Origin of the sequence: Danxiaibacter flavus, from assembly GCF_041060425.1 — a bacterium.
GTDB classification, from domain to species: Bacteria; Bacteroidota; Bacteroidia; order Chitinophagales; family Chitinophagaceae; genus Danxiaibacter; species Danxiaibacter flavus.
In genome coordinates, this window is record NZ_JAULBC010000003.1 from 80,004 (window position 1) to 105,130 (window position 25,127).

Annotated in this window: 24 protein-coding genes; 9 read left to right on the forward strand and 15 right to left on the reverse strand. The window is 41.2% G+C overall.

What is annotated here, in order from left to right; all coding sequences use genetic code 11:
* Nucleotides 1-24 precede the first annotated feature (24 nt).
* Complete coding sequence (locus tag QTN47_RS10900; protein WP_369329399.1) at nucleotides 25-2,268, forward strand: patatin-like phospholipase family protein; 2,244 nt, start codon at nucleotides 25-27, stop codon at nucleotides 2,266-2,268.
* A 132-nt stretch (nucleotides 2,269-2,400) separates the two neighbouring features.
* Here the strand turns inward: QTN47_RS10900 and QTN47_RS10905 are convergent, their stop codons facing one another.
* From QTN47_RS10905 to QTN47_RS10925, 5 genes are all read right to left on the reverse strand, one after another.
* Nucleotides 2,401-2,691, reverse strand: a complete 291-nt coding sequence (locus QTN47_RS10905; RefSeq protein WP_369329400.1) for a YciI family protein — start codon at nucleotides 2,689-2,691, stop codon at nucleotides 2,401-2,403.
* A 208-nt stretch (nucleotides 2,692-2,899) separates the two neighbouring features.
* Nucleotides 2,900-4,165, reverse strand: a complete 1,266-nt coding sequence (locus QTN47_RS10910; protein ID WP_369329401.1) for an MFS transporter — start codon at nucleotides 4,163-4,165, stop codon at nucleotides 2,900-2,902.
* 264 nt (nucleotides 4,166-4,429) lie between these two features.
* The gene (locus QTN47_RS10915; RefSeq protein WP_369329402.1) at nucleotides 4,430-6,013 is read right to left on the reverse strand and encodes a peptide chain release factor 3; all 1,584 of its coding nucleotides are present in this window, start codon (nucleotides 6,011-6,013) and stop codon (nucleotides 4,430-4,432) included.
* Between the two features lie 171 nt (nucleotides 6,014-6,184).
* Entirely contained in the window at nucleotides 6,185-6,577 is a 393-nt protein-coding gene (locus QTN47_RS10920; protein ID WP_369329403.1) for a hypothetical protein, read from the reverse strand.
* A gap of 153 nt (nucleotides 6,578-6,730) precedes the next feature.
* Complete coding sequence (locus tag QTN47_RS10925; protein ID WP_369329404.1) at nucleotides 6,731-7,696, reverse strand: GlxA family transcriptional regulator; 966 nt, start codon at nucleotides 7,694-7,696, stop codon at nucleotides 6,731-6,733.
* Between the two features lie 137 nt (nucleotides 7,697-7,833).
* Between QTN47_RS10925 and QTN47_RS10930 the strand changes: the two genes are divergently transcribed.
* Complete coding sequence (locus QTN47_RS10930) at nucleotides 7,834-8,160, forward strand: VOC family protein (RefSeq protein ID WP_369329405.1); 327 nt, start codon at nucleotides 7,834-7,836, stop codon at nucleotides 8,158-8,160.
* A gap of 157 nt (nucleotides 8,161-8,317) precedes the next feature.
* On the opposite strand, the gene QTN47_RS10935 is transcribed toward QTN47_RS10930, so the two are convergent.
* From QTN47_RS10935 to QTN47_RS10955, 5 genes are all read right to left on the reverse strand, one after another.
* Nucleotides 8,318-8,986: an ankyrin repeat domain-containing protein gene (locus QTN47_RS10935; protein ID WP_369329406.1), complete on the reverse strand. Its 669-nt coding sequence runs from the start codon at nucleotides 8,984-8,986 to the stop codon at nucleotides 8,318-8,320.
* A gap of 11 nt (nucleotides 8,987-8,997) precedes the next feature.
* Nucleotides 8,998-10,338 (reverse strand): amidohydrolase, encoded by a 1,341-nt coding sequence (locus QTN47_RS10940; RefSeq protein ID WP_369329407.1) that lies wholly within the window; start codon nucleotides 10,336-10,338, stop codon nucleotides 8,998-9,000.
* A gap of 72 nt (nucleotides 10,339-10,410) precedes the next feature.
* Nucleotides 10,411-11,259 carry an AraC family transcriptional regulator gene (locus QTN47_RS10945; RefSeq protein ID WP_369329408.1) on the reverse strand — a complete coding sequence of 283 codons (849 nt, stop codon included), beginning with the start codon at nucleotides 11,257-11,259 and terminating at the stop codon, nucleotides 10,411-10,413.
* Nucleotides 11,260-11,412: 153 nt separating this feature from the next.
* Nucleotides 11,413-11,664 carry a hypothetical protein gene (locus QTN47_RS10950; RefSeq protein WP_369329409.1) on the reverse strand — a complete coding sequence of 84 codons (252 nt, stop codon included), beginning with the start codon at nucleotides 11,662-11,664 and terminating at the stop codon, nucleotides 11,413-11,415.
* 272 nt (nucleotides 11,665-11,936) lie between these two features.
* Complete coding sequence (locus QTN47_RS10955) at nucleotides 11,937-13,220, reverse strand: ComEC/Rec2 family competence protein (protein ID WP_369329410.1); 1,284 nt, start codon at nucleotides 13,218-13,220, stop codon at nucleotides 11,937-11,939.
* A 160-nt stretch (nucleotides 13,221-13,380) separates the two neighbouring features.
* Between QTN47_RS10955 and QTN47_RS10960 the strand changes: the two genes are divergently transcribed.
* The 3 genes from QTN47_RS10960 to hmpA all read left to right on the forward strand — a co-directional run bounded on the left by QTN47_RS10960 (nucleotide 13,381) and on the right by hmpA (nucleotide 15,821).
* The gene (locus QTN47_RS10960; protein WP_369329411.1) at nucleotides 13,381-13,812 is read left to right on the forward strand and encodes an RrF2 family transcriptional regulator; all 432 of its coding nucleotides are present in this window, start codon (nucleotides 13,381-13,383) and stop codon (nucleotides 13,810-13,812) included.
* A gap of 46 nt (nucleotides 13,813-13,858) precedes the next feature.
* Complete coding sequence (locus QTN47_RS10965) at nucleotides 13,859-14,335, forward strand: hemerythrin domain-containing protein (protein WP_369329412.1); 477 nt, start codon at nucleotides 13,859-13,861, stop codon at nucleotides 14,333-14,335.
* 277 nt (nucleotides 14,336-14,612) lie between these two features.
* Nucleotides 14,613-15,821: an NO-inducible flavohemoprotein gene (hmpA, locus tag QTN47_RS10970; protein ID WP_369329413.1), complete on the forward strand. Its 1,209-nt coding sequence runs from the start codon at nucleotides 14,613-14,615 to the stop codon at nucleotides 15,819-15,821.
* A gap of 150 nt (nucleotides 15,822-15,971) precedes the next feature.
* On the opposite strand, the gene QTN47_RS10975 is transcribed toward hmpA, so the two are convergent.
* Complete coding sequence (locus QTN47_RS10975) at nucleotides 15,972-16,679, reverse strand: Crp/Fnr family transcriptional regulator (protein ID WP_369329414.1); 708 nt, start codon at nucleotides 16,677-16,679, stop codon at nucleotides 15,972-15,974.
* Nucleotides 16,680-17,000: 321 nt separating this feature from the next.
* Here QTN47_RS10975 and QTN47_RS10980 point away from each other — a divergent pair, with 321 nt between their 5' ends.
* The 3 genes from QTN47_RS10980 to QTN47_RS10990 all read left to right on the forward strand — a co-directional run bounded on the left by QTN47_RS10980 (nucleotide 17,001) and on the right by QTN47_RS10990 (nucleotide 19,935).
* The gene (locus tag QTN47_RS10980) at nucleotides 17,001-18,686 is read left to right on the forward strand and encodes a SulP family inorganic anion transporter (protein WP_369329415.1); all 1,686 of its coding nucleotides are present in this window, start codon (nucleotides 17,001-17,003) and stop codon (nucleotides 18,684-18,686) included.
* A gap of 50 nt (nucleotides 18,687-18,736) precedes the next feature.
* The gene (locus QTN47_RS10985) at nucleotides 18,737-19,006 is read left to right on the forward strand and encodes a hypothetical protein (RefSeq protein WP_369329416.1); all 270 of its coding nucleotides are present in this window, start codon (nucleotides 18,737-18,739) and stop codon (nucleotides 19,004-19,006) included.
* 545 nt (nucleotides 19,007-19,551) lie between these two features.
* Complete coding sequence (locus QTN47_RS10990) at nucleotides 19,552-19,935, forward strand: winged helix-turn-helix transcriptional regulator (protein ID WP_369329417.1); 384 nt, start codon at nucleotides 19,552-19,554, stop codon at nucleotides 19,933-19,935.
* A gap of 56 nt (nucleotides 19,936-19,991) precedes the next feature.
* On the opposite strand, the gene QTN47_RS10995 is transcribed toward QTN47_RS10990, so the two are convergent.
* A complete protein-coding gene (locus QTN47_RS10995; RefSeq protein ID WP_369329418.1) occupies nucleotides 19,992-20,735 on the reverse strand; it encodes a glucose 1-dehydrogenase in 744 nt (247 codons plus the stop codon).
* Nucleotides 20,736-20,821: 86 nt separating this feature from the next.
* Here QTN47_RS10995 and QTN47_RS11000 point away from each other — a divergent pair, with 86 nt between their 5' ends.
* Nucleotides 20,822-21,154: a winged helix-turn-helix transcriptional regulator gene (locus QTN47_RS11000; RefSeq protein WP_369329419.1), complete on the forward strand. Its 333-nt coding sequence runs from the start codon at nucleotides 20,822-20,824 to the stop codon at nucleotides 21,152-21,154.
* A gap of 165 nt (nucleotides 21,155-21,319) precedes the next feature.
* Here QTN47_RS11000 and QTN47_RS11005 read toward each other — a convergent pair whose 3' ends face one another.
* The 3 genes from QTN47_RS11005 to QTN47_RS11015 all read right to left on the reverse strand — a co-directional run bounded on the left by QTN47_RS11005 (nucleotide 21,320) and on the right by QTN47_RS11015 (nucleotide 25,053).
* Nucleotides 21,320-21,520, reverse strand: coding sequence for a hypothetical protein (locus QTN47_RS11005; RefSeq protein WP_369329420.1), 201 nt, complete (start codon nucleotides 21,518-21,520; stop codon nucleotides 21,320-21,322).
* Between the two features lie 368 nt (nucleotides 21,521-21,888).
* Nucleotides 21,889-24,051, reverse strand: coding sequence for a S9 family peptidase (locus QTN47_RS11010; protein WP_369329421.1), 2,163 nt, complete (start codon nucleotides 24,049-24,051; stop codon nucleotides 21,889-21,891).
* A 294-nt stretch (nucleotides 24,052-24,345) separates the two neighbouring features.
* Nucleotides 24,346-25,053, reverse strand: a complete 708-nt coding sequence (locus QTN47_RS11015; RefSeq protein ID WP_369329422.1) for a basic secretory protein-like protein — start codon at nucleotides 25,051-25,053, stop codon at nucleotides 24,346-24,348.
* Between the last annotated feature and the right edge of the window lie 74 nt (nucleotides 25,054-25,127).

Consider the following 25,127-nt stretch of genomic DNA (forward strand, 5'->3'; position numbering starts at 1 on the left):
TTTTTATTTCTGAATCATGTGCTGATGCAAAGACTTCTGGTAACCCTTTTTGTTGTTTGTTTTGTAATGAACCTTGCGGCTCAGAATATAAATGCGCCTAAAATTGGTGTTACATTAAGTGGCGGCGGAGCCAAAGGGCTTGCACATATTGGCATTCTGAAAGCCATTGATTCAGCAGGTATTCGTGTTAATTATATTACCGGTACAAGCATGGGAAGCATCATGGGGGCGCTGTACGCATGTGGATATTCGGCAGATACGATCGAAAAAATTGCCCGCAGCATTGACTGGGAGCTACTCCTCACCAATTCCTCTTCGCTTCGTTCGCTCACCATGGAAGAAAAAGATGAATACAACAAATATGCAGTAGAACTGCCATGGGTAAATCATGGATTTCGTTTTCCAAGCGGAGTTCTGGAATCTGAAGAATTATGGCTCAAATTTTCAGAATTATTTTTTCCTGTTTATAAGATTAAAGATTTTTCAAAGCTGCCAAAAGGGTTCAGATGTATTGCCGCAGATGTATCTACGGGCGAAGCAGTTGTTTTGCAGAAAGGAGAACTTGTTTATGCTGTAAGAAGCAGTATGGCTATCCCTTCTGTTTTTACTGCTGTGAATTACGAGAACAGGAAATTGATTGATGGTGGCGTCGTGAGAAATTTTCCTGTGACTGATGCCAAAAAGATGGGAGCGGATTTTATAATCGGAAGTAACGTTGCGCAGGGCCTGCTACCTCCCGAAAAGATCAAGAACGTATTTCAGATACTGCTCCAGGTTGCTTTCTTTCGCGAAGATGCGGATTCAAAACTTGAGCGCCAGTTATGCGATATATATGTGCCGCATAAGTTAACAGATTACACTATGGGGAGTTTTGGTTCTTCTGACGAAATAATTGACGAAGGAGTAAAACGTGGCAGGGAATTATATCCGACATTAAAACATTTAGCTGATTCATTGCGCGCCAAATACCCGACTGCGTACAAAGATCCGGGCAACATTGTTAAAAAAGAAGATTCTGTTTATATAACAGCTTATGAAATAAGGGGATTAAAACAAACCCAGGAAGATTTCTTTATACACAGGGCACAATTTGAACTGAATAAATATTACACGCCTTCCCTGTTATCTGAGCACATCAGGAAAGCATTCGGCACGCGCTATTATCAAAAAATAATTTATTCGTTACAGCCATTTCCGGATGGCAGCGCTAAGATTATTTTTGAGGTAGAAGAGAACCCGCTATCATTTGCAAAGCTGGGATTAATCTACAACAGCTTCCTCGGCGTAAGTCTCGTTGGAAATTTTACCACCAGGAATACCTTGCTGCCTTATTCAAGAAGTTTCCTGACTGCTAACATTGGCGAAAACATGCGGTTAAAAGGTGAGCACACACAGTTTGTCGGCCCCCTTAAAAACCTGTCAGCATCTCTCAAATCACAAATAGAACAACTGAACATAAATTCATATTCTGATTTCAGGAAAGATGGTTTGTACAAGCAGTTCTACTTCACCGTAGATCTGAGTACGCAGATAAGTGTAAAAAGGAAAATGGCTTTGGGATTGGGTACCAGATTTGAGACTTTTGCTTACAAACCCGGTTTACCTTCTAAATTTGAACTAAGGGGAAGCAATAACTTCTTCAATTCCTACGGCTTTTTTAAATTTAATACGCTCAATTCCAACATTTATCCCAAAACCGGTTTCAGGATAGATTTTGAGGCAGGCGCAGTGTACAATCAACATCCGGATCTGCAATTCTATATGAATGGCAACCTGATAGGCAACCAGGATTCTTTGGGTTTTTCGTTTAATAACTATACCAGGACAAAGTTGAATGCTGAGCATTATGTGAAGTTGTCCCGCAAATATGTCTTGCTGACCCAGTTCCAGGCCGGCATGAACCTGAACTACGCTCAGAGTATATTGAATGATTTCAACGTTGGCGGGATGAATAGCGTATATCGCAACCAGGTAACGTTTGCAGGCCTAAATGAAGGAACGGTGAACACCAGTAGTGTTGCAAGCCTTCAGTTGGGGCTGCGTTATCAAATGTTTCCCAACCTGTTCCTGACAGCAAAAGCCAATGCGGGCGCATATAATTTTGTTAGCAGCAACAACAGGCTGCAGTTTTCTAATGCTTCGTTGTTATCGGGATACAGTCTTTCACTTGGCTACAATTTTCTATTAGGTCCGTTGGAAGTAACTGCAATGTATTGTGATCAGTCAAAACAGATCTTGCCTTACATTAATTTGGGAATACCATTTTAATTGAAAATTGAAAATGGAGAATTGAAAATAGTATTGGTTACACAGTTGCACAGAGGTATAAAAAGTCTTGCAAAATCTCAGTGCACTCTGTGGGTTCTCTGCGTACGTCTGTGTAACAATTATCCTCCAACATTAGATAATCGCAATTTTAAAAGGTTCGATCCGGATCTCATCCCATACGCGTCCTGTTACATAAGGATCTTCAGCGATCCACTGCTTTACGGCATCCTGGTTCTCAAGTTCAACAACAAGCATAGAACCATGCATTTTACCAGCATCGGAGATTGTGGCTCCGCCTACTTTCAATATTCCTTTTGCTTGCTCGTTGCGAGCCCTTTCTAAATGTTGTTCTCTTACAGCGAGCCTTCTGTCAAGTGCTTCGCCATCTTTAAAGTCTTCAGCTAAGATTAAGAATTGTGGCATGGGGCAAAGGTAGGAGGTTTCAGGTAGAAGGCATGAGGCGTCAGGTATCAGGTATAAGGTGTAAGGTATAAGGCTTGAGGTGTAAGGTGTAAGGGTGGGCATCGATAAAAAAATGCGCAGAAAAAAATTTCTCCGCATTAAAAACTTAATATCCGGCACTTAGAACTCTTTCAACTTCGCTCTGAACACCTGATACCTTATACCTCTCCTACGCTCCTTCCGGCTGCACCACTGGGCTCTCCCTGGGTTTTAACTTTTGCTGAACCTGGCGGTTGATGATATACATCATTCCTAATGTGATCAGCATTGATACGGTTACAACATAGCCCAGTGTATCGTAATGTTTTAAATAGCCTGTAGAAGTCTGCGCCACTATTTGTCCGGCGCATGCCGCCGCAATACCTCCGGAAATTTGCTGAACAGATGAGTTGATGCTCATAAATGCACCGCGATCCTGTGGATCAGGAACTGCTGTCATTAATGCACTGGATGCAATCATGCGTGATGTGATTCCCGCAAACATGAAGATGTTGATCAATATTACACCCCATAATGGGGTAATGCCCAGTCTGGTGTAATACAGCACCATAATAATGCTGATAACAGTGCCAAGGAAGAATACCTTGTATTTACCTATCTTATCACTCAACTTGCCTGCCAGCGGTCCAATCACCATGGCAAACATACCGGAAACGAGATACAGGGTAGGTAACTGTTCCATCGTCAATCCCATATTGTGAATGCCGAATGCGCTTCCAAAAGGCATCAACATAAAGCCTCCTGTTGCAAGTAACGTTGTTGCCAGGAATCCTCTTGCATAAGGCGTTTTAACCAGTGTTGAAGCAAGATGATGAAACGGATTGCGATCTGATTTGTATTTAAGGTGCTCGTTAACCGGTTTCAGATAGATGGTCATAATAATACCAACGGCAATACCAAGACCCGCGATCATGAGGAAAGGCGAATGCCAGCCCCATCTGTTAGCGAGAAACAGGCCTACCGGAATGCCTAATACCTGGCTTGCGGCAAAGGCCATCTGCACAAACCCCATAACCCTGCCGCGCTGTTCCATCTTAAAAATATCTGTCACAATGGCCAAACCAATTGATGAGATAACGCCACCAAAAATGCCGGTCACAATTCTTGCAATCAACAGGAATTGATAATTGGGTGCAAGGCCACACAGGATCGTGCCGATGATAAAACCGGTATAAAAGAACATCAGTAATTTCTTCCGGTCGTATTTATCCGCGAAACCGGCGGACAATAAGCCCGATGCTCCGGCGCTGAATGCGTAGGCGGAAACCACGAATCCGAATTGAGATGTGTTAATGTGAAGTTTGTCAAGCAATATGGCGCTTAATGGTGAAAGCACCATGAAGTCCAGCACAACGGTAAATTGTATAAATGCAAGTATCGCAATAACAAAAACCTGGTATTTAGTGAAGGTTGGCTTAGAAGCAGTGTTGTTCATGTAGTCTAAATTAATGCACCAAAGTAAACACCGCAAATATGCAAATTCAACCGCATTTAGGTAAACAGATAATGGATGGTAGGTAAATGCAGGGATTTGGGAGGGGAAGGTTCAATGGATAATTGAAAATTGACAATTGAAAATGAAGATAAGGTATCAGGCGTCAGGTATCAGGTTTCAGGAATGCAATTGAGAATTGATAACTGAAAGTGCCGCGAAATATTCTCTGCATTACATTTTCAATTATCAATTCTCCATTGTCAATTATTTGTGGATTTCACTCGTAAAGTGAAACTCAATGTCCGGGTTGTTTTGAATTTCTGTATTGAGGAACCATTCGCTTTGAGCCAGGTACACGGGATGACCATCTTTGTCTTCTCCGGAATTTTGCTGTTTGTAGCGAAGGAAATCCTCCAGTTTTTTTTGATCCTTGCTTGTTAGCCAGCAGGCTTTGTAAAAAGGAAGTGTTCTGAATTCACATGCAGCACCATATTCCTGTAGCAATCTGTACTGAATTACCTCAAACTGAAGCTCTCCCACACAACCAATGATCTTTTTATTTCCACCGAACTGTGTAAACAGCTGAGCCACACCTTCATCCGTCAGCTGGCTGATACCTTTTTCCAGTTGCTTGGTTTTCATTGGATCTTTGTTCACCAGCTCCTTAAATATTTCGGGCGAGAATGATGGGATGCCCGTAAAGAAGAAATCCTCTCCTTCTGTCATTGTATCGCCGATCTTAAAGTTGCCGGTATCAAATAAACCCACCACATCGCCGGGGAACGCGTCTTCAATCACATCCTTGCTGCGTGCCATGAAGGAATATGGGTTACTGAAACGCATATCCTTATCCAGGCGTACGTGATGATAATACTTGTTACGTTCAAACTTGCCGGCGCAAACGCGTAAAAATGCAATCCTGTCACGGTGCTTGGGATCGAGGTTGGCATGTATTTTAAAAATGAAACCGCTGAATTTGTCTTCCCCTGCCGCAACTTCACGTTTGCTTGTTTCCCTGTCACGCGGTGTTGGCCCGATGCGGGTGAATGTGTCCAGCAGCTCTTTTACGCCGAAATTATTGATGGCACTTCCAAAAAATACCGGCGCCACCTTTCCATTCAGATAGTCGTTCACATTCAATTCACCGTAAACACCGTCAATCAATTCCACATCTTCACGAAGAAGGGCTGCGTCTTTTTCACCGGTTTTTTCATCCAGCAACGGACTGTTCAGGTCTTCGATTACAATGCTGTCATCATCAGCCTTGGTATTGGCAGTGAATAACAGTAAGCTTTTATCGTGCAGGTTATACACGCCTTTAAAATCTTTACCACTATTGATCGGCCAGGTCATTGGGTGCAGACTGATGGATAATTCTTTTTCAATCTCTTCCAGCAGGTCAAAGCGGTTCTTTCCATCACGGTCCATTTTATTAATGAACACGATCACCGGCGTATCGCGCATACGGCACACTTCCATTAACCGGCGGGTTTGTTCCTCTACCCCATTTACACTGTCAACCACCAGTACAACACTGTCCACCGCGGTCAGGGTACGATATGTATCTTCGGCAAAATCCTTGTGACCAGGGGTGTCGAGCAGATTTATAAGAAAATGTTTGTATTCAAAAGTCATTACTGATGTTGCAACAGAAATACCCCTTTGTCTCTCAATTTCCATGAAATCACTCGTCGCATGCTTCTTGATCTTGTTGCTTTTAACGGCTCCGGCGGTCTGTATGGCACCACCAAACAACAGGAATTTTTCTGTCAGTGTGGTTTTACCGGCATCCGGGTGGGATATGATAGCGAACGTTTTACGGCGATTAATTTCTTTTTCGTATTTCATGTATTTCAGCAAAAATTGGCGGCAAAGGTAAGGGAACGGGAGGCGATGTGCAAATGTGCAGAGGGGTGAATTTGCAGATGAGCGAATGGGAAAATGGGCAAATGTGCGGATGGGAGAATGTGCAAATATGCGAATGAGAGGATGTGCAAATATCAATTCTGCGAGGAACAATCAAAATGATTCGCCATTGCATGGATAGGAGCCTTTATACCGGTCGATGATTTCCGGACTAGCAGGTGAAATTTCTGAAATGTAGCAGGTGTTCTTAAATAATGAGATGCACACAGGCTCGCAGTTCCTTTTTGCAGCTTTTAAACGCTCAAGATAAAGCTTTGAATCTCTCATTCGCATATCCAGTGTGAAAACCATCTGAGACAATCCCAGACCGACATCAATATGGCAATTAGTCTCGGTTATTTGAGAAGGAATAAAACAACCATAGTTAATGGAAGTTCCCGTTGATTTCGTGGCTCCGCACTCTTTGGAATATTCATTTTTATTGCAGAAAATGTTTGAGAAAACGAAAAGGAATATCAATGGTAAACACGAATAACGTTTTTTCATGTGAGGATTTGTTTTTAGGGAAAGTAGTTGTTCAAATATAGTTTATTTATTGCATGTTAAAATTGCAGTGACTTTTACCCAAGCCAAGACGATTTACTTCATAGGGTTACCCGAAGATATTTGTTGCAATGGGAATGAGCTTCCCTGCTGAAATTAAACCGCGTATTTTTTGCGATAGTCTATCGGCGATAAGTCTGTTATTTTCTTAAACACTTTTCTAAATGCATCAATATCGTTGTAGCCTGTTTCATAAATAATTTCGTTCACTGTTTTTCTTCCGGCCTCAAGATGCTTTTTGGCGAATTCTACTTTTACCCTTTGAATGTATTCGGCAACTGAATTTCCGGTGCACTTTTTAAATTTCCTTTCGAAAGTTCGTCGCCCCACCCCCAACTTCAGGCATATTTCATCGATGGTGTATGATTGCGTAGGATTGTTTTCTATCAGGTGCTGTGCATTTAATACAATTTCATCGCCATGATTTTTCTGGCCGACAAAGATCATAAACGGATTCTGGCTTTTGCGCTCAATATCAATCTCGAACATTTTTGACACAAGAACAGAAATCTCCCGTCCCAAATGTTTCTCAATAATGTAAAGCAAGAGATTCAGATATGAATATCCGCCACCACAGGTGTAAATACCATTTTCATCAGTAATAATGCTGTCGTCAATTATGCTAACTTCCGGAAACATTGTCCTGAATTCATTCTTAGCCGCCCAATGAACTGCGCATTTCTTTTTATCGAGCAAGCCGGTGGATGCAAGAAAAAAAGACCCGACACAAAGACATACTATTTCCGCCTTGTTATGGTATTGACGCGTTAACCATTGAGTATACACGTTGTTTTTTTGAATGGCTTTTGCAAAATCCCCGCATAGTAAAGGAAGAACAACCAGATCAGTTTTGTCTATCTCGCTGATTGTTTTGTTTGCAGAAACTTTATAGAGACCAGCTCCGAGTTCAATATTTTTTGTGGCGCCCACAATCTCCACTTCATAGAATGGCTGACGTTGCTGATATCTCATAAAATCATTTACCCGCGTGAGGATCTGGTGACTACTGTCGATACTCGTAAGTGTTGCATCAAAAAGTGGCAATATGGAAACGTGTTTCATTGGCAATAATTCATACAAATTTAGCGCAGTGTGATGTCGCAATCAACAGGTAAGATTGTCGTAAATGCCAAATACTGTCCGGCCATAGCCTTGCTACTTTTGTTGTATTCAATTTATTCATACGAAAACACACAAAAATGAAATCAGTTGAAATTATCATGCTGCCTGTAAAAGACAGGCAAAAAGGAAAGCAATTTTATTTAGAACTCGGCTTTAAAGTTCTTGTAGAAGCTGATGATCAGCATGGCGATACATGGATACAAATGGCACTCCCCGGTGATGAAACAACCATTTCCCTTGTCGGCTTTCACGGCATCATATGTATAACGGAAGATATTGAAAAAGAAGTTGCAGCAATAAAGGCCAAAGGAATTGAGGTGGGCAAAATTGATGATACGCCCTGGGGACGATTTGCATGGCTGAAAGATCTGGATGGTAATAGTTTATGCCTTCATCAAAAATAGATGTAGCCAGGTCCGGTACTTTAAAATTATTCGACGCTTTTATCAAAAGCATAACTGCCATACCCCGTATTGGTCACGCGGATTGCAGGATCGTTAACAGCTATAAAAAACGCTCTTTAAAAGAGCGTTTTTTATTCTGATTTATTATGGGTTTATGCTATTTCGCTTTCTCTAATATAGCCGCTATATCCTTGTATCCCGAAGCCTTTGCATGCTGTAATGCGGTAACGCCGTTGTGGTCCGCAATATTTACGTTACATCCGGCACTAACCAGAATTCGAACAACATCAACATATTTGCTGCTCCCGTTCCCTAAAATAACGGCTTCGAGCAAACCAGTCCAGCCAAGGCGATTAATGTGGTCAATTGGAAAACCTTTTGTATTGGCCAGTATTTTAACCACTTCCAGGTGGCCGCGCTCGCATGCTGGTATTAAAGCACTTCCGTTGTAACGATTGAAAACGTCAAACCGGGCACCGTTAGCAAGGAACAATGTTACCAATTCAGCATATCCTGAAGCCCCTGCATACAGGAATGGTGAATCGTATATCTCGTCCTGCTGGTTCACATCAGCACCATGTTTTACCAGCAGTTTTGCCATTTCAAGATCGTTATCGTGCGTTGCAATTAGCAACAGTGAACTTTTGTGTTCATCAGTAGTGTTTACATCTGCACCATTGCCAAGTTCTTTCTCAACTAATTGCAGCTGACCTTTTTTAACGGCATTTATGATAATGCTTTGATGATCTTCCATACTGGTCTTCTCGTTTTTTTTCTCACAGGAATGAATGAATAATAAACAGCTTAAAGCAATAAGTATATTCATGTGATAGCAATTTAATAAACGATTGTTCCATTGTGGATCAACGAAATTACAGGTGAAACGCGTGATACGGCTTCTGCCGAACAGCTTGCATCGATAAGTACACAATCTGCATTGTCGCCGGCTTTAGGCCACTGCATCATACCATTGTCATCCAATGGCAGAATATTGTTGGTCGCCAGTTTTAAAATTCTTGACAGATCAAATTCTGTGCGATAGCCATACAACTGTGCTGCAGTATTGGCTTTTTGCAAAATGCTACCTGTGCCAAATGTGTTCCAGTGATCCACGATACAATCATTGCCTGCGTGCACTTCCACGCCATATTTGTATAATGTTGGGATGGGCATAATTGTGCTTCCAAACGGTATGGTTGAATTTATACCAATTTTTGCGGCAGCCAGTTTTTCTGCCACTTCATCCAGCTTTTTGCTATCGAGTTTGGCTAATACAAAGCAATGACTGATATATGTTTTACCTTTTAAAGCAGGGTTCTCGTTCACCTTGTCAATCAGGTATTCAACAGTCTTCAGACCTGATTCTCCGGATTCGTGTAAGTGAATGTCAATGCCCTTTTTGTTGTCAAGCGCCAGTTGCACTACAAAGTCCATACTCTTTTCAATGTTGCCGTCAATGGAGTACGGGTCGAGTCCCCCGATAAAGTCCACACCCATTGTCGCCGCTTCTTTCATCAGATCTGCAGACTGTGTATAATAAATGCCATGCTGCGGAAATGCGACAAGCTCAGCGCCAAAACTGTCTTTTTTATGCTCAATGGCTTTTTGCAAATGCTTTAATGAATCCAGTTTTGAAGTAGGTTCAATATTTACATGGCTTCTGGCAAAGCTGGTGCCTTTTGACTGAAGCAATTCAATAAGCAGCTCTGAACGTGCCGTTGATGTTTTCAACAGATCAGGGATAACCTGTTGTTCAAAAGCGATCATATCTTTTACTGACTTATTCTTTTTCAGGTGTGCTTTCCACGGAAGACCGTAGTATGTTTTATCCAGGTGGATATGCATTTCCCTGAATGCAGGTAACAGTAATAACCCTTTGGCATCAATTGCCCCGGATGCGTTTGTATTGGGCGCAACATTCTTTATTTTTCCATCGGCTATTTCTACGCTAAACAACTCGGTTTTAGTGCCGGTAACTTCTCCTTCTTCGTACTTAAAACCGGTTTCGAGGCGTACGTTTTTTAGCGTATATTGTTTTTTGCTGCTTGCGTGAATTTTATCTTCCATATTTGATGCAGAGGAATTTCCAAAGGCCATTCCGCTACCGGCAGTTAAACCAGCAAACAGAATAGAGGAATTTTTGATGAAAGCTTTGCGGGATATATTGTCAGCAGCCATTGCCTTTTTGCAACAAAGAAACAAATTACGCCATCAATTAATGTGCGATATTTATTATAGAACTTGTAAATATTATAACTGATCTCTGAACTGGCGCGGAGAAAGACCTGTTTGCGCTTTGAAAAAATTGGAAAAGTAAGCGGGATCGTTAAATCCCAGTTCAAACGATATTTCTTTTAGTGATTTATCTGTTGCATGTACCAGTCTTTTTGCTTCCAGGACAACCCTGTTATGGATGATATAAGTTGCCGGTACATGTAAATGCTTTCTGCAAAGTATATTTAAATAATTAGCTGAAATATTCAATTGGGCAGCATAAAATGCCACTGACTTTTGCTCCCTCAAATGTGCATCAATTAAATTGAGAAATTTATACAACAGCGGATTGGCATCATAAATTACCATATCCTCAAATTTGCCTTCGGCTTCGCGGCTTACCAACTGCGCAATTATCCTGCTTCTTAAATTCACAATGGCTGTGTTAACCGGTTTTAGAAAAAGCTCTTTCTGTATTGCATCAAATTCATACAATAAGGTTTCGAATAGTTGCTGAGGCAATGGTATAACCGGATGGTGCTGGTATAGTGCGAAAGAAAAACGAAGTGAAGCCGACAGGTTTTCGAAAACATTTCTGCTGATCATCACCTGAAACGCGGAAGTATCTTTTCCTAAAACCCATTTATGTACCTGGTTGGGAAATAGTAAATGGATCTGGTGGTTGGTTATTTTGTGGTCAACGAAATCGATGGTGTGTGTGCCGCTTCCTTTCTCAAAGAGCAAGAATAGGAAGAAGTCGTGCTTATGCGGTTTTTCAATCACCCGTTTTCCCCGTATCTCATGATACAGGAAATCGTGATGATCTCCATCATTAAGCTGAAATTCTTTTAGGCCCAGTATTGGGATGTGTTCTTCTGTCGCCATTCAATGCTATTATCAAAAGACTAAAATAATACAAAGCTGTTATTAATGGATTCCGATAACAACAAACATATATGGCGAACCGGATAACACCAAACATTCGCTTTATGATATTATCCGCAACAACCTGGTTATCCCGGCAACAGGCTCTTCCTGCTAGTTCATCGCTTTTACGCGGTCACATATAATACTGCTTAACCGGCCTTCTTTATTGTCGGTAGCAACAGGGAAAGGAACGTCATCTTTTGTTAAGAAAAAATTGTTGCACTCATGTCCAAGCATCGTATCGAGCTTGTGATTCATTATCCGCACATGGTATTGAAAGCCTTGTGTGGTAGGACGTTTTCTTAAAATGGCATAATATTCTTTCCCCTCAAACACAAATGAAAAACTTTTAACGTCACTCATGCTAAATATTTCTACTCCAAATATACATTAAATAAGAGGGTAATTTCTACCAGGGTATTTCTTCACGTGGTGTTAACTTTTGTTGCCGGTTAAACCAAGGCATAATTATCAAGTACGAAATACGAAGTACGAAGTACGAAAGTGGCCGAATGTGGATCCTATAAATTTTTATTGCCAGCCAATTCGTGTTATGAAGCTAAAGAAATAAAGCGTGTTCAAACCTAAGTACTTCGTAATTCGTACTTCGTACTTTTTGCATTTGTACTTCGTACCTACAGCTTGCCCCTCGCCTCATACGGCCCGAACACCGCCTTTACCAATTTGCCGGGTGTACTGTCATCAATTATAATAACATAGTACTGCTTGCCTCCGGGAAGCACACGAACCAATATATGGCCCTGCAAACTTTTGTACGACTGTTGGATAAGTGGCCCGATGACCAGTTCGGTTGCTTCCATCATATTGGTTGCAAAAAGGTCGCGTTTAGCGGTGTACAAATAAGGCGATGTAACACGGATCAATGTTTCGGGGCCTGGGTGATCTGCTGTCCATACCTGCTCTATCCATACGTTCGGCTGCAGTGTCTTTACCATATTTGCGTTTACCGCATCGCGATTGCCATGATGGTCCATCGTTGCAATGTCAACTGCACCAATTACTTTAGCCATAGGGGTTTCAACATCGCGCCATTCCGGATCACCTAAAAAGACATTACCGGGATTATCGCCGCCTGTATAGTAAGAGAAATTGCCGTAGTGAATAACCAGGGCATTGCTCAGCGAATTTTCGTCGGGCCATGTTTTGGGATTTGATGTATCAATAGCAGGAAAATGCTGGGTGGTTGAAGTATCCTTGCCCGTCCAGATCCAACCGTTGGACTTGATGTTCTGCACATAAAAATCTTTATAGCTTTTATCATGCAGCAATCCGACCTGGGTGCGCGAGCCGGCTTTAAAATATTGGACCTGCGTTCCTTTGGTAGAAGCCACGTTTATAAAGGACTGATAGTTATACCAGGTCTGGCGATAATGATTGTCCTGCGGTAGTCTTTTAAGAATTGTTGCTAACGGTACAGGATAATGATCATCCCGCTGTAACAGGAATCTAAATGGCAAAAGATCGCCAACTCCGGTTATACCGGTCAGCACGAATTTTTTATCTGAGCTTAATGGAGCCTGCGGATAAAAACTTCCAAAATGGTCATCATGAAAATGCGTAATGAGTGCATAGTCAATTCCTTTGTTATTCTGTTGCGGAGCTACCTGCTTGATGTAATTTACGATCCATTCATAAGGCGGCCTGGAATCGTCGGGGCGAATGGGTGTATTTCGCCTGGAGGTTGTCCTGGGGTTGGTCGGATCCATTTCTCCCGCATCCAGTAGCATGGTCGTCCCGTCAGGAAAAATATAGTATGCCGCGTTGCCACGACCGGTATTGATATGATGAAGATCGAGCCAGCCTGCTTTCCATTCAGGCAATGGTTCTCCAACTTTTGCAACCTGGGCATTGGTGTTGAGTAAAATGAATAACCCAGCAATTAGAAATATTTTTTTCATAGCTTAAATTTAAGCAAGAGAAACATACGCAAAATGAAATGTAAATGAATAATCCCGGGCCGAACTTGTTGAGCACAAAGGATGCTCCGTTATTGAACAATAAAAGAGCGGAATATCTTCTATTTTAAAAGCGTTTATCTTTGCAGGGCAAAAGAAAATTATGTTTTCAAAGACTTGTGAATATGCAATAAGGGCGCTGATCTTTATTGCCCAGAAAACCAAAGACGGCGACAGGATCGGAATTAAAGAGATTGCGAAAGGAATTGATTCGCCTGAGCATTTTATAGCCAAGATCCTGCAAGACCTTAGTAAGAAGGGAATATTGCAGTCAGCAAAGGGACCAACAGGAGGTTTTTACCTGGATAAAGCCTCCCGGAAACAATCGTTGGCCAGCATTGTTAGAGCGGTGGATGGCGACAAAATTTTCCAGGGATGCGGACTGGGCCTGAAGCAATGTTCAGAAACCAAGCCCTGTCCTATTCATCATGAATTTAAAAAAGTGCGAAAAGATCTTCTTCAAATATTGGAAAACGCAAAAGTTGGTGCACTAACTGATGCATTGGAAAATAGTATGGTATTTCTTAAACGGTAATTTACTCAGGTGTCGTTGATGATAATAAAACAAAGCTGTAATCGTTATGAAAAGAAATCAGAAGATTGTGCCTTTATCGAGGGATCATCATTCCGGCCTGCTTTTTTGCTGGAAGATCCGCCAGGGATTAACGCTGGGCGCAGATATAAGCCGGATAAGAAACTACGTTCTCTATTATTGGGAACATCACCTGCTTCATCATTTTAAAGAAGAAGAAAAGATATTGTTTATCCTGAAAGATAATATGCTTATTCAAAAAGCCGTTGATGATCATCAAAGGATTGAAACCCTTATCGATACCATCAAACAAGAAAAAGCTGACACTGATACCTACCAATCATTAGCTTCCATGGTGAATGACCATATCCGTTATGAGGAAAGAGAGCTGTTCCCCTACCTGGAAGAAACACTTTCCCAGGATCAATTGATGGCCATAGGCGAAGAACTTCAGCGGTTACATGCTGCAGAAACTGCAGATAATTACGAAGATCATTTTTGGGTAAAAACAAGTGCAAAGAAATAGTCTTTCAACTTAATTCGATTGTTGTATCATTATTGTTCTCAGTAGCAGACCAGATTTTTTCTCAAAAAATAGAAGATAAAAATATCTTTTACTATTTTTTTTATAACTTTGCCCCCGCATTTAATAATCCTGGAAACACGATCTAACCTGGTTTTCAAAAACGCTAATAATGGCAATGGCCACACACAACCGGTAAATAGATTTGTACTGCTACCCCTTACTTATTTTTTTAACAAAGACGAAAGACGCAATGTCCTTCTCTTAATCTATGAATAACATGACAAACGAACAGAAACAACTGGTGAAGGCTACCGTTCCAGTGCTAAAAGAACATGGAGTATTGCTGACAACACACTTTTACAATCGCATGTTTATCCACAATCCGGAATTGAAGCACGTATTCAATATGGGCAATCAACAAAACAAAAAACAGCAAACGGCACTTGCTATGGCAGTGCTGGCTTATGCAGAACATATTGAAAACCCAGCTGTGCTGATGCCCGTTGTTGACAGCATTGGTCACAAACACACCAGCCTGGATATTCGCCCGGAGCATTATGCAATTGTCGGAAGACATTTGATTGCTTCAATAGCAGAAGTGTTGGGTGATGCTGCAAGTTCTGAACTATTGGACGCCTGGACGAAGGCTTATGAACAACTTGCTTCTATTATGACTGGCCATGAACAAACACTATACTCACAACAAACGGAAAAGAAAGGTGGCTGGACAGGCTGGAGACCGTTTGCGGTAAAACAGAAAATTAAAGAATCAGAAGAAATCACTTCATTTTATTTGTATCCTGCCGATGGTGGACCGGTTGCGGATTTTCAACCCGGGCAATATATCAGCTTGCGGTTGTTCCTTCCGCAGCTGAATTTATTGCAGCCGCGGCAGTACAGTATATCTTGCGCACCCAATGGCGAGTATTATCGTATTTCCGTAAAAAAGGAAACAGGCAGTGTTCAACCGGATGGCATGATCAGTAACCGGTTACACAATCATGTTGAAGAAGGTTCGGTTGTAGAACTGTCTGCTCCGGCTGGCAGCTTTGTGTTGAACCAGGCGAGCGAGAGTCCCAAAGTATTTATCAGTGGTGGCGTAGGGCAAACACCGTTGATCGCGATGCTTGAAAAACTTCTTCAATCGGAAGAAACGAATAAAGCTCAAATTAAATGGGTACATGGCTGTCGTAATGAAACGGTTCATGCATTTAAACAGAGACTGGCGGAAATTGATGGCGATCACGAACACGTTAGCCAGCATGTTTTTTATGACAGTGTTGCTGATCAGGCAGGAAATCTTTACCAGGGATGGGTAGATCTTGCGAGGATACAGGAAGAAGTGCTGCTTGACGGTGCAGATTATTACATCTGTGGCCCCGCCCCTTTTATTGCTAAGCATTATGAGTTTTTAGTAGCGAATGGCGTTGAAAGGTCATCCATACATTTTGAGGAGTTTGGTCCATCATCATTGCAATTGAATTAAACGCAATTGCTCCGGTAAAATTAATGGCCCACGATGCACGCAGCTTCGTGGGCTTTTTCATTAAAATATTTAATACCGAAAAAAAATGTTTTGGTGAGGAAGTACGGTAAGGACGAGAACAACCAGGGCTGACTAAAGTAAAAAATTGATTTATTTATAATCAGCAATTGCTATAAGACGGTTTACGTTATGAATAATAATTTTCCGGCCCTTTGTTTCCAAAATGCCTTCTTCTTTAAATTCTGTCAAAACCCGAACCACATTCTCACGGGCGGTGCCTACTACCCCGGCCAGGTCTTCCCTGCTCATATTAATCTCCACTGTCATACCCGGCTCATAGTCCACTTTGTATTTCTCCCGCAATATTACCAGGTGCAGTGCCAGCCGTTCACGAACGGATTTTTGACCGAATGCTGAAAGATTGTTGGAGAGCACCGCAAATTCATGACTCAGTGTTTTCAGCAGACGTTTACCCAGTGTGGAAGACTGTTCCACTACTGCTAAGAAATCTTCGCGCGGGATAAAAGTGATGCGACTCTCCTCAAGTGTTGCTGCAGAATCCGGATAGCGATCTTCAGCTAAGATGGCGTGGTACCCAATGAGTTCACCTTTGTTGGCGACATAAATTATCCGCTCCCTGCCCTCTTTATCCACCTTATACTTTTTTACTTTTCCGTCTGCGACATAAAATATGCCGGTAGGGTAAGCCCCCTCGCGAAAAATGATCTCACCTTTCTTGTATATGTCTTCCGATTTGCGGCTCAACAATAATTCAAGATCGGCCGCCGGCAGGTCAGCCAGTATGGACTCCGTCTTAAAATCCCATTTATCAATCGGAAAAATGCTTTTTATGCTCATTACCACAAAGATAGATTTTTGCCAGAGTGATAAAAATCACTTTTACCGGTGATAAGGTTTACTTCAAACAATAATTGCAACCGATAGCTTTACACCGTGATTTTAATAACCGGTGTTGAGAGAGCATATAACGTTCTCCGGTTAATGTTGGTAATGAGAAAAATGAGTGCTCGGGCTCATATTGTGTTTAACCGCACCGTTGTTCACCAGGCAAAATTCCCTGTTTTTTATGGAGGGATGCGCCGGCCGTTTAAGCAGTTTTTTCACATTTATTCTTTGTAGTACCTGTAACGCTTCATTACAATTTTTCAGGAGCTGATTATGTTCAAACCCGTTATACTAGACACATTGCACAATTACAGCCGATCGCTGTTTATAAAGGATGTGTTGGCTGGTATAATAGTGGGCGTCGTTGCTTTACCACTGGCGATTGCCTTTGCCATTGCATCCGGTGTCTCGCCTGAAAAGGGACTCTTTACTGCCGTCATAGCCGGTTTCGTCATCTCGGCATTTGGCGGCAGCAGGGTGCAGATTGGCGGGCCGACAGGTGCATTTATTGTCATCGTTTACGGAATTGTTCAGACCTATGGTATCAACGGTCTAATTATAGCTACGTTACTCGCTGGTGTCCTGCTTATGATTATGGGTTTTGCGCGTATGGGTATGGTAATAAAATTCATTCCGCAGCCATTGATCACCGGTTTTACAAGTGCAATTGCCGTTGTCATTTTCACCTCCCAGATAAAAGATTTTCTTGGTTTGAGAATGGGGGCTGTATCGGCGGATTTCATCGAAAAATGGGTTCAGTATTTTCAGCATATCAATTCCATAAATGTATATGCGTTGCTTGTAGCCATTGCAACTGTAGCTGTTATTCTTTTTTGGCCGGGTATTTCGAGTAAAATTCCCGGATCGTTGGTTGCCATTGTGGTTACAACAGCCATTGTGCAGTTGTTCAAACTTCCTGTTGAAACTATCGGTAGCAGGTTCGGTCATATTTCCCCGGCTTTTCCTGCGCCTTCTTTACCGCATATTGATCTCGCGACAGCAAGGCAACTTATTCAGCCGGCTTTTACAATTGCATTGCTTGGCGGCATTGAATCGCTCTTATCAGCAGTTGTTGCGGATGGCATGACAGGTACATCTCATAAATCAAATGTAGAGCTCGTAGCACAAGGCGGTGCGAATGTGCTCTCCGCATTATTTGGAGGTATACCAGCAACAGGCGCAATTGCAAGAACTGCTACCAATGTTAAAAATGGCGGCCGCACGCCTGTCGCGGGTATTGTACACGCTATAACATTGCTGATTATTATTCTTTTTGCGAGCAAATGGGCGCAATACATTCCTATGGCCACGCTAGCCGGCATTTTGGTAACGGTTGCTTATAATATGAGCGAATGGCAACATTTTATTGCAACACTGCGCGGCCCCAAAGGCGATGCAACAGTAATGCTGACTACATTTTTATTGACACTGCTTGTTGATCTTACTGTGGCAATTGAAATAGGAATGGTGCTGGCTGCCTTTTTGTTTATGCGAAAAATGATCCAGATAAGCGGCGTTAATCTTATGCCGAAGGATGCAGACGAGACTACAAATCTCGACACAGATACAGTTCAATATAAAATACCCAAAAAAGTGGAGGTTTTTGAAATATCCGGACCATTGTTCTTTGGAGCAGCGTACAAGTTCAAAGAAGCAATGAAGTTTATAGAAAAACCGCCCGGCGTATTAATTATCAGAATGTCCCGCGTGCCAATTATTGACGCTACCGGAATTAATATTTTAAAAGAAGTGCATAAAATGTGCCTGCAACAGGGAACCAAGCTGATACTGGCCGAAGTGAACAGTAGCCAGATTCTCGAAGCTTTAAAAAATGCGCGTCTTCTTTTTGCTATTGGCAAAGCCAACGTGACAAAAACTTTTGAAGATGCACTGCAACGAGCCGATAGGGTTGAACGTGATAAACAAAAGGCAGGAACTATTCTTGCTAAAAGTGATTAGAGCAGTAGAATTTTTATTTGATCCAAATTCATAAATCGAAAAAACACCTCATGTCTCTTAATTTTCGTGAATACCAAAATGCTTTTATTAAAGATGTTACTACCGCAAAATCAACAAACGACATTGAACGGTATTGCTCTGATATGATTGAAAAACTAACAGATAAAAAGGTCGACGATGCGGAGATAGCTAAATTGTTTAGAGAGACTGTTGATGCATTAAAAAGTATTCCTGCCACAAAAGAAGATCTGCAACAGCAAAAAAATATCGGTTATTCGATCGAATTTATCAGGCGTATTTTAAAGCTGATCAATATTTAAATGTTATTGTTTTACTCAATCGATTCTCATGCGATGAGTAGCGCCGATATTACAGAAGCTAACTTTTGCAGATATAGCAATACTCAAATAAAAGAGCCCGCAGATTCTTTGATCCGGAGCTCTGAAGCCAGGTTTGGCGGTTTTTCGTAGGGGGTAAATATGCTGACAGCTTTTATTTTCTCATGCAACTACGTTCAGCCTGTCATTGCAATTTTCCAAATCATTTTATGACAAGTCAACCAAAATTTTCAGGGTAAAATGATTCTTCGCCAATTAAAGCCACATTGTATAACAATTCTTCCTTTCTTATAACTACTTTATATTGAGTTTACCGGCGATTCCAAATTTCATTTCGCTCATGTTCCGGCGAAAAGGTGGGATACATTAACTTTACTATTACCGTTTTTTAATAAATTGCAATTGATTTCCTTTATCAGCAGGATTATTTTTTTGTTTTTTCAAAAGAAATGAACACAAAAAAAAATCATTCTCCCTACTTCTCCTATAACTGAACGTTTTAATAGTAACTAATTAAAAATTTAGTGATGGCCACAGAAAGAAAAACGAGCTCGACAAATTTTCGTAACCAGGCTTATCTGGAAGAAAAATGCTCATTGAACGAGTTGCTTGATCTTGTAAGCAAGCGATGGGTGTGTGAAATATTGTTTTGCGTCGAAGAGGGTAACAATCGCTTCAAAAGCATAAGGGAAGAGTTGACGTACATCAGCGATACCATACTTGCAGACAGGGTTAAGCTGCTTGAAAAATATGATTTGATAACGAAGCAATATTTTGACGAAGTTCCGCTTCGTGTGGAATATTCATTAACAGAAAGTGGCAGGCAATTGTGTGGCATGCTTGAAATGATGTGCAATTTCAGCGATAGCCTTCCCGCATTAAAAAGTATGGAAACGGCTAAACATGCATAGTAAATATTACAGGTTGATACAATACAGTTCATCCAGAGAAAGTTTGTAATTGATGGCTAAAGTGTTAATCCGCCATCAATTACAAATTCAGATCCGGTTATAAAACCCGCAGATTCTTCGCATAAATAGATAACCATCTTCGCTACGTCTTCCGGCGTTCCGGTTTTTTTGAGCGGGATTGCATTGGCAAGACTGTCAAACAAGTTTTGCACCGCATCGTCAGACATTCCCGATTTGCTCAACACTTCAGTTCTTGTAGGGCCCGGACTTACAATATTCACTCTTATCTTTCTTGGGGCAAGTTCGGCAGCAGCTGTTTTCGCGATTGAGTTTAATGCAGCTTTGCTGGCCTGGTAAACAGAACTGTTCGGCTTATAAGTTGCTGCAACGATTGATGAAAGAATTACCACAGATGCGTCATCATTGAGCAAGGGAATGAGTCTGCTTAACGTAAAATACGCTCCTTTAAAGTTGATGTTCATTACATTGTCAAAGTTCTCTTCAGACATGTTTTCTATTAGACCACTGGATCCGGTAATGCCAGCATTGATGAAGAGAATATCAATTTTACCGAATTGGTTTTGTATTTCTTCAAACAACAGCTGAGTGTCGTTCACACTTGCCTGGTCAGCAACAAACGGAAATGCATCCAATTCCTTTGCAGCTTTCTCAATTGCATCTTTTCGTCTCCCGGTAATAACTACTTTAGCTCCATGCTTTACCAGTTCTTTGGCTGTTGCATAACCAATTCCACTATTACCGCCGGTTACCACAGCTACTTTGTTTCTAAACTTGTTCATTGTAATAATTTTTACAAAAGTAAAACGGATCTGATATACTTTTGTAACCAGTATCACGGAGTATACCAGTACTTAAACAGTAAAATATGAAAAGAGATCAGGCTGAAGAGTTAAGGGCATTACAGGATACACTATATTTTATCGGCGGAAAATGGCGCATACCTGTCATCAATTCAATATGCACAGGCAACCGGCGATTCAGGGAAATTGAGCGAAGCATTCCCGGTATAACAACCAGGATGCTGTCTAAAGAACTAAAGGATATGGAACTGAATAAACTCGTAAAACGAACAGTTTATTCGGAAACGCCTGTCCTGGTTGAATATGAGCCAACGGAATATTGCAGAACATTCGGTAAGATCATCCGGGAAATGATCAATTGGGGCCGGGCACACAAAAGAAAAATTGCTGAAAAATAAGCGAATTTGCAGGTGTGACTACTGTGAACGTAAAGCGGATAAAAACTAGTGTGTTTGGTTTATTTTTAAATGGTTCGCCGAAAAAGCATTATTTAAAATCCCGTTTCCTTAAGAGATAAATCCAAACTGTGATCCTCAGGAAACGGGATCAATATTGTTGACTTCTTAGCCTTCTTTGAATACTTCCGCGATTACAGCGTTGATCAACCCCTGAACCATGTTCATTCTGTTGGAATGGTTCATCCACGTGTCGCCATTCTTTCTGAAAGTGTAAACTGTGTTGTATGCGTTTATAACAACTTCGTCTTTAGACTTGCTGATTAATTTAAAATAATAAATCCTGTTCTCAAAATGGGCTTCCTGCATAACGATATTATTTGGCCGGCAAAGTAATGGTATTTTTCATTTAGTTGTAGCTCGTCATCTTGCGCCCCGTCAGGGCTTAATAGCATTATCGTTTTTGATACGCAGGACGATGCCCCGGGCTTTTGCTGGCGCCCTTTCAGGGCTTGATTGTGTTTTGTTCTTACGCAGGGTGTTGCCCTGCACTAATGCTATCGCCCGTTTCAGGGCTAAAATTCAGCATTGTTTCTATCTTGTAACGACAAAACTTTCCACTGCGTTGATTTTTCAATTTGCATATTCGCACATCCGCACATTTGCACATTCAACTTCGTTTTCAATTGCATCCGCACATTCGTAAATTTTGCACATCTGCACATTCAATTTCATTTTCAATTACCCGGAGTTGCCCCCTCCAGCGCCAGTAAAAATGCATATTGCAACGCAACATCTTTCAAATAATCAAATCTTCCTGATGCGCCGCCGTGACCGGCAGACATATTTGTGTGCAACAGAATAACGTTATTGTCCGTCTTTAGCTCACGGAGCTTAGCGACCCACTTAGCCGGCTCGAAATATTGTACCTGTGAATCATGCAGGCCTGTCGTCACCAAAAGATTCGGATATGCTTTCTTGTCAACATTATCGTAAGGAGAGTATGATTTCATGTAATCATATGCATCTTTGTTTTTTGGATTGCCCCATTCATCAAACTCGTTAGTAGTAAGTGGAATTGATTCATCCAGCATTGTTGTAACTACATCTACAAAAGGCACTGCAGCAATGATTCCGTGCCACAGATCCGGGCGCATGTTCATTATTGCACCCATTAACAAACCTCCCGCACTTCCGCCCATTGCATACAAATGCTCTTTTGAAGTAAATTTTTCGTTGATCAGGAATTCACCACAATCTATAAAGTCTGTGAACGTGTTTTTCTTCTTCATCAATTTTCCGTCTTCATACCATTGTCTTCCCATTTCCTGTCCGCCGCGGATATGTGCAATCGCGTAAACAAAACCACGATCCAGCAAACTAAGGCGATTGCTGCTAAAAGTTGCATCCATACTGTTGCCATACGAACCGTATCCATACAGCAATAAAGGCGCAGAACCATTACGTGTCAATCCTTTTTTGTAAACAATAGAAACCGGGATCTTTACACCATCTTTTGCAGTGGCATATAAACGTTCTGTAACATATTGTGTTTTGTCATAACCACCCAACACTTCCTGCTGTTTCATTAACTGCTTGTCTCTTGTTGTCATGCTGTAATCAAAAACAGACGAAGGTGTTGTTAATGAAGTATAGTTATAACGAAGCGTTGTAGAACTATACTCCGGATTTGCACCTGGATATGCTGCATAAGCAGGTTCTCCAAAATCGAGGTAATGATGGTCATTGTTCGTAAGGTTGCGGATCTCCATTTGCAGCAAACCATTTTTGCGTTCGCTCACTACCAGGAAATCTTTAAATACGTCAATGCCTTCCAGCAAAACATCCGTCCTGTTAGGAATAATCTCCTTCCAGTTTTCACCAGTTGTTTTCGTTAATGGCGTTTCCATCAAACGGAAATTTTTTGCGTTCCAGTTGGTAACAATCAAAAATCGGTCGCCCTGGTGGTCAACATCATACAACACATCTTTCATTCTTGGTTGAAAGATCTTAAAATCAGCATTAGGTTCATCTGCACTGATAAACCTCGATTCGGACGACATTGTGGCCTGTGATTGAATGAAAATATATTTGCCGGATTTACTTTTGCCAACGCCAATATAATTCGAGTGGTCAGTCTCGTTATATACCACAACATCTTTAGAAATGTCACTTCCTAACACATGTTTTTTAATACGCTCAGTTAATAATGTTGCGGGATTTTTTTCTGTGTAAAATAATGTCTTGTTGTCATTGGCCCAGGCCGAGCCGCCGGATGTCAATTGTATTTCGTCTGCATAAATTTCACCGGTTTCGAGGTTTTTAATATAGATATTGTAGATCCTGCGGGAAAGCGTATCGACACCAAAAGCAAGTAATTTATTATCCGGACTAATATTGAAACCCGCAGCAGAGTAATAATTGTGGCCCTCAGCCATGGCATCTACATCCAGAAGCATTTCTTCCGGTGCATCCAACGTTCCTTTTTTTCTGCAATATTTATAATACTGTTTTCCTTCATCGGTACGGGTATAATAGAAATAGCCATTTTTAAAAACGGGAACAGACTCGTCTTTTTCTTTTATGCGCGCTTTCATTTCTTTAAAAAGATCTTCCCTGAAGGTTTTTAGTCCGCCCATCATGGTGTCTTCATAAGCATTCTCTGCATTCAGATAGTTAACAACTTCTGTGCTGTCGGGGCCTTTTTTAAAATAATCATTCATCCAGTAATAATCGTCAATACGTTTATCACCATGCATGCCCACGTCCTTTGGTTTCTTTTCCGCTACAGGCGGCGTTACATTAGCCGGCCAATGATAAATTTTCCGTTCCATTATTTTATTGAAAGAATAACTGATAAATGTGATTAAAGCAACAGCAAATAAAGGCAATTTTTTCATAGCACTTTTTTAAAGTTAGGAATGACGCACTTTGCGCAAGTACGATTTACGAAGCCCGCCCGTATGAATCCATTCAGGCGGGTACGAAGTACCTTATTTTGAGCACATTTCATTTTTTTAAGTTAAGAAAATCAGACGATTGATCTTCATTCTTAAAAGCTCTGTGGATCTCTTAATTAATCGACATTGATTTGTCTTTGATGAATTTAGCAAAAAAACACAAAGAATAGAAGTGCAACAAAAAAGCCTGATAGTCAAGACTACCAGGCCGTACTATTCAGGTAAATATGTAATTTAAATCACAGGATTTTCCCCATAAGCTTTCCATAACTCATTCAGCGTAGAACCTGTTTCTTTTTTCCAGATCTCGTCTGTATAGCTTTTTGTCCGCATGGCATTATCCAGCTTATCAACAATTGTAGCACTTTTATTTTTTTCAATCCAAACGAGGAATCTCGCTGTAATGCGATAGCTGTTTTCGTAGCTCTGCGTTGTTGCATAGGCAGGCAATTTCCATTTGCCCGCTTCATTATTTACTCCGAAAGTAAAGCGTACATAATCAGCAATGCCTTCTGTAAGCCATCCAGGACCGCTTTCACCCGGATAAGCCTGAACAATATGCATCACTTCATGGGTAACCACATCTATATCTTCCGGATGATTTTTCATCCATTTTGGGTTAACGCGAACTATGCCGTCAGACGCTGCTGCAACCCCCTCATAAGCCGGATCAACTATAAAGATCACTTTCTTCAGGGTGTTTGCATTAAAGCGTGCTGCTTCTTTGGGATAAACAGTGAAAAATGCATCAATCATTCTCTGGCCGGTCACTTTATTGAAACCGCTGTCCTGGTTAATGAACAAAAGTGTATATCCATTCTTCTGAATACTGTCTTTGGAAATGGTTTTACGCTCATCAATTTTTGTCCACTCAGATTGCGCCATACCTTTTGCGCCGCAGATTAACAGTGAAGCGACAGCAAGTGATTTTTTAAAGCTCATTGTCATGTTGTTGTTTTTATAATTCGGGCAGCAAATCGAAGTCAAAATTAAAAAGTCAAAATTCAAAGCGATGA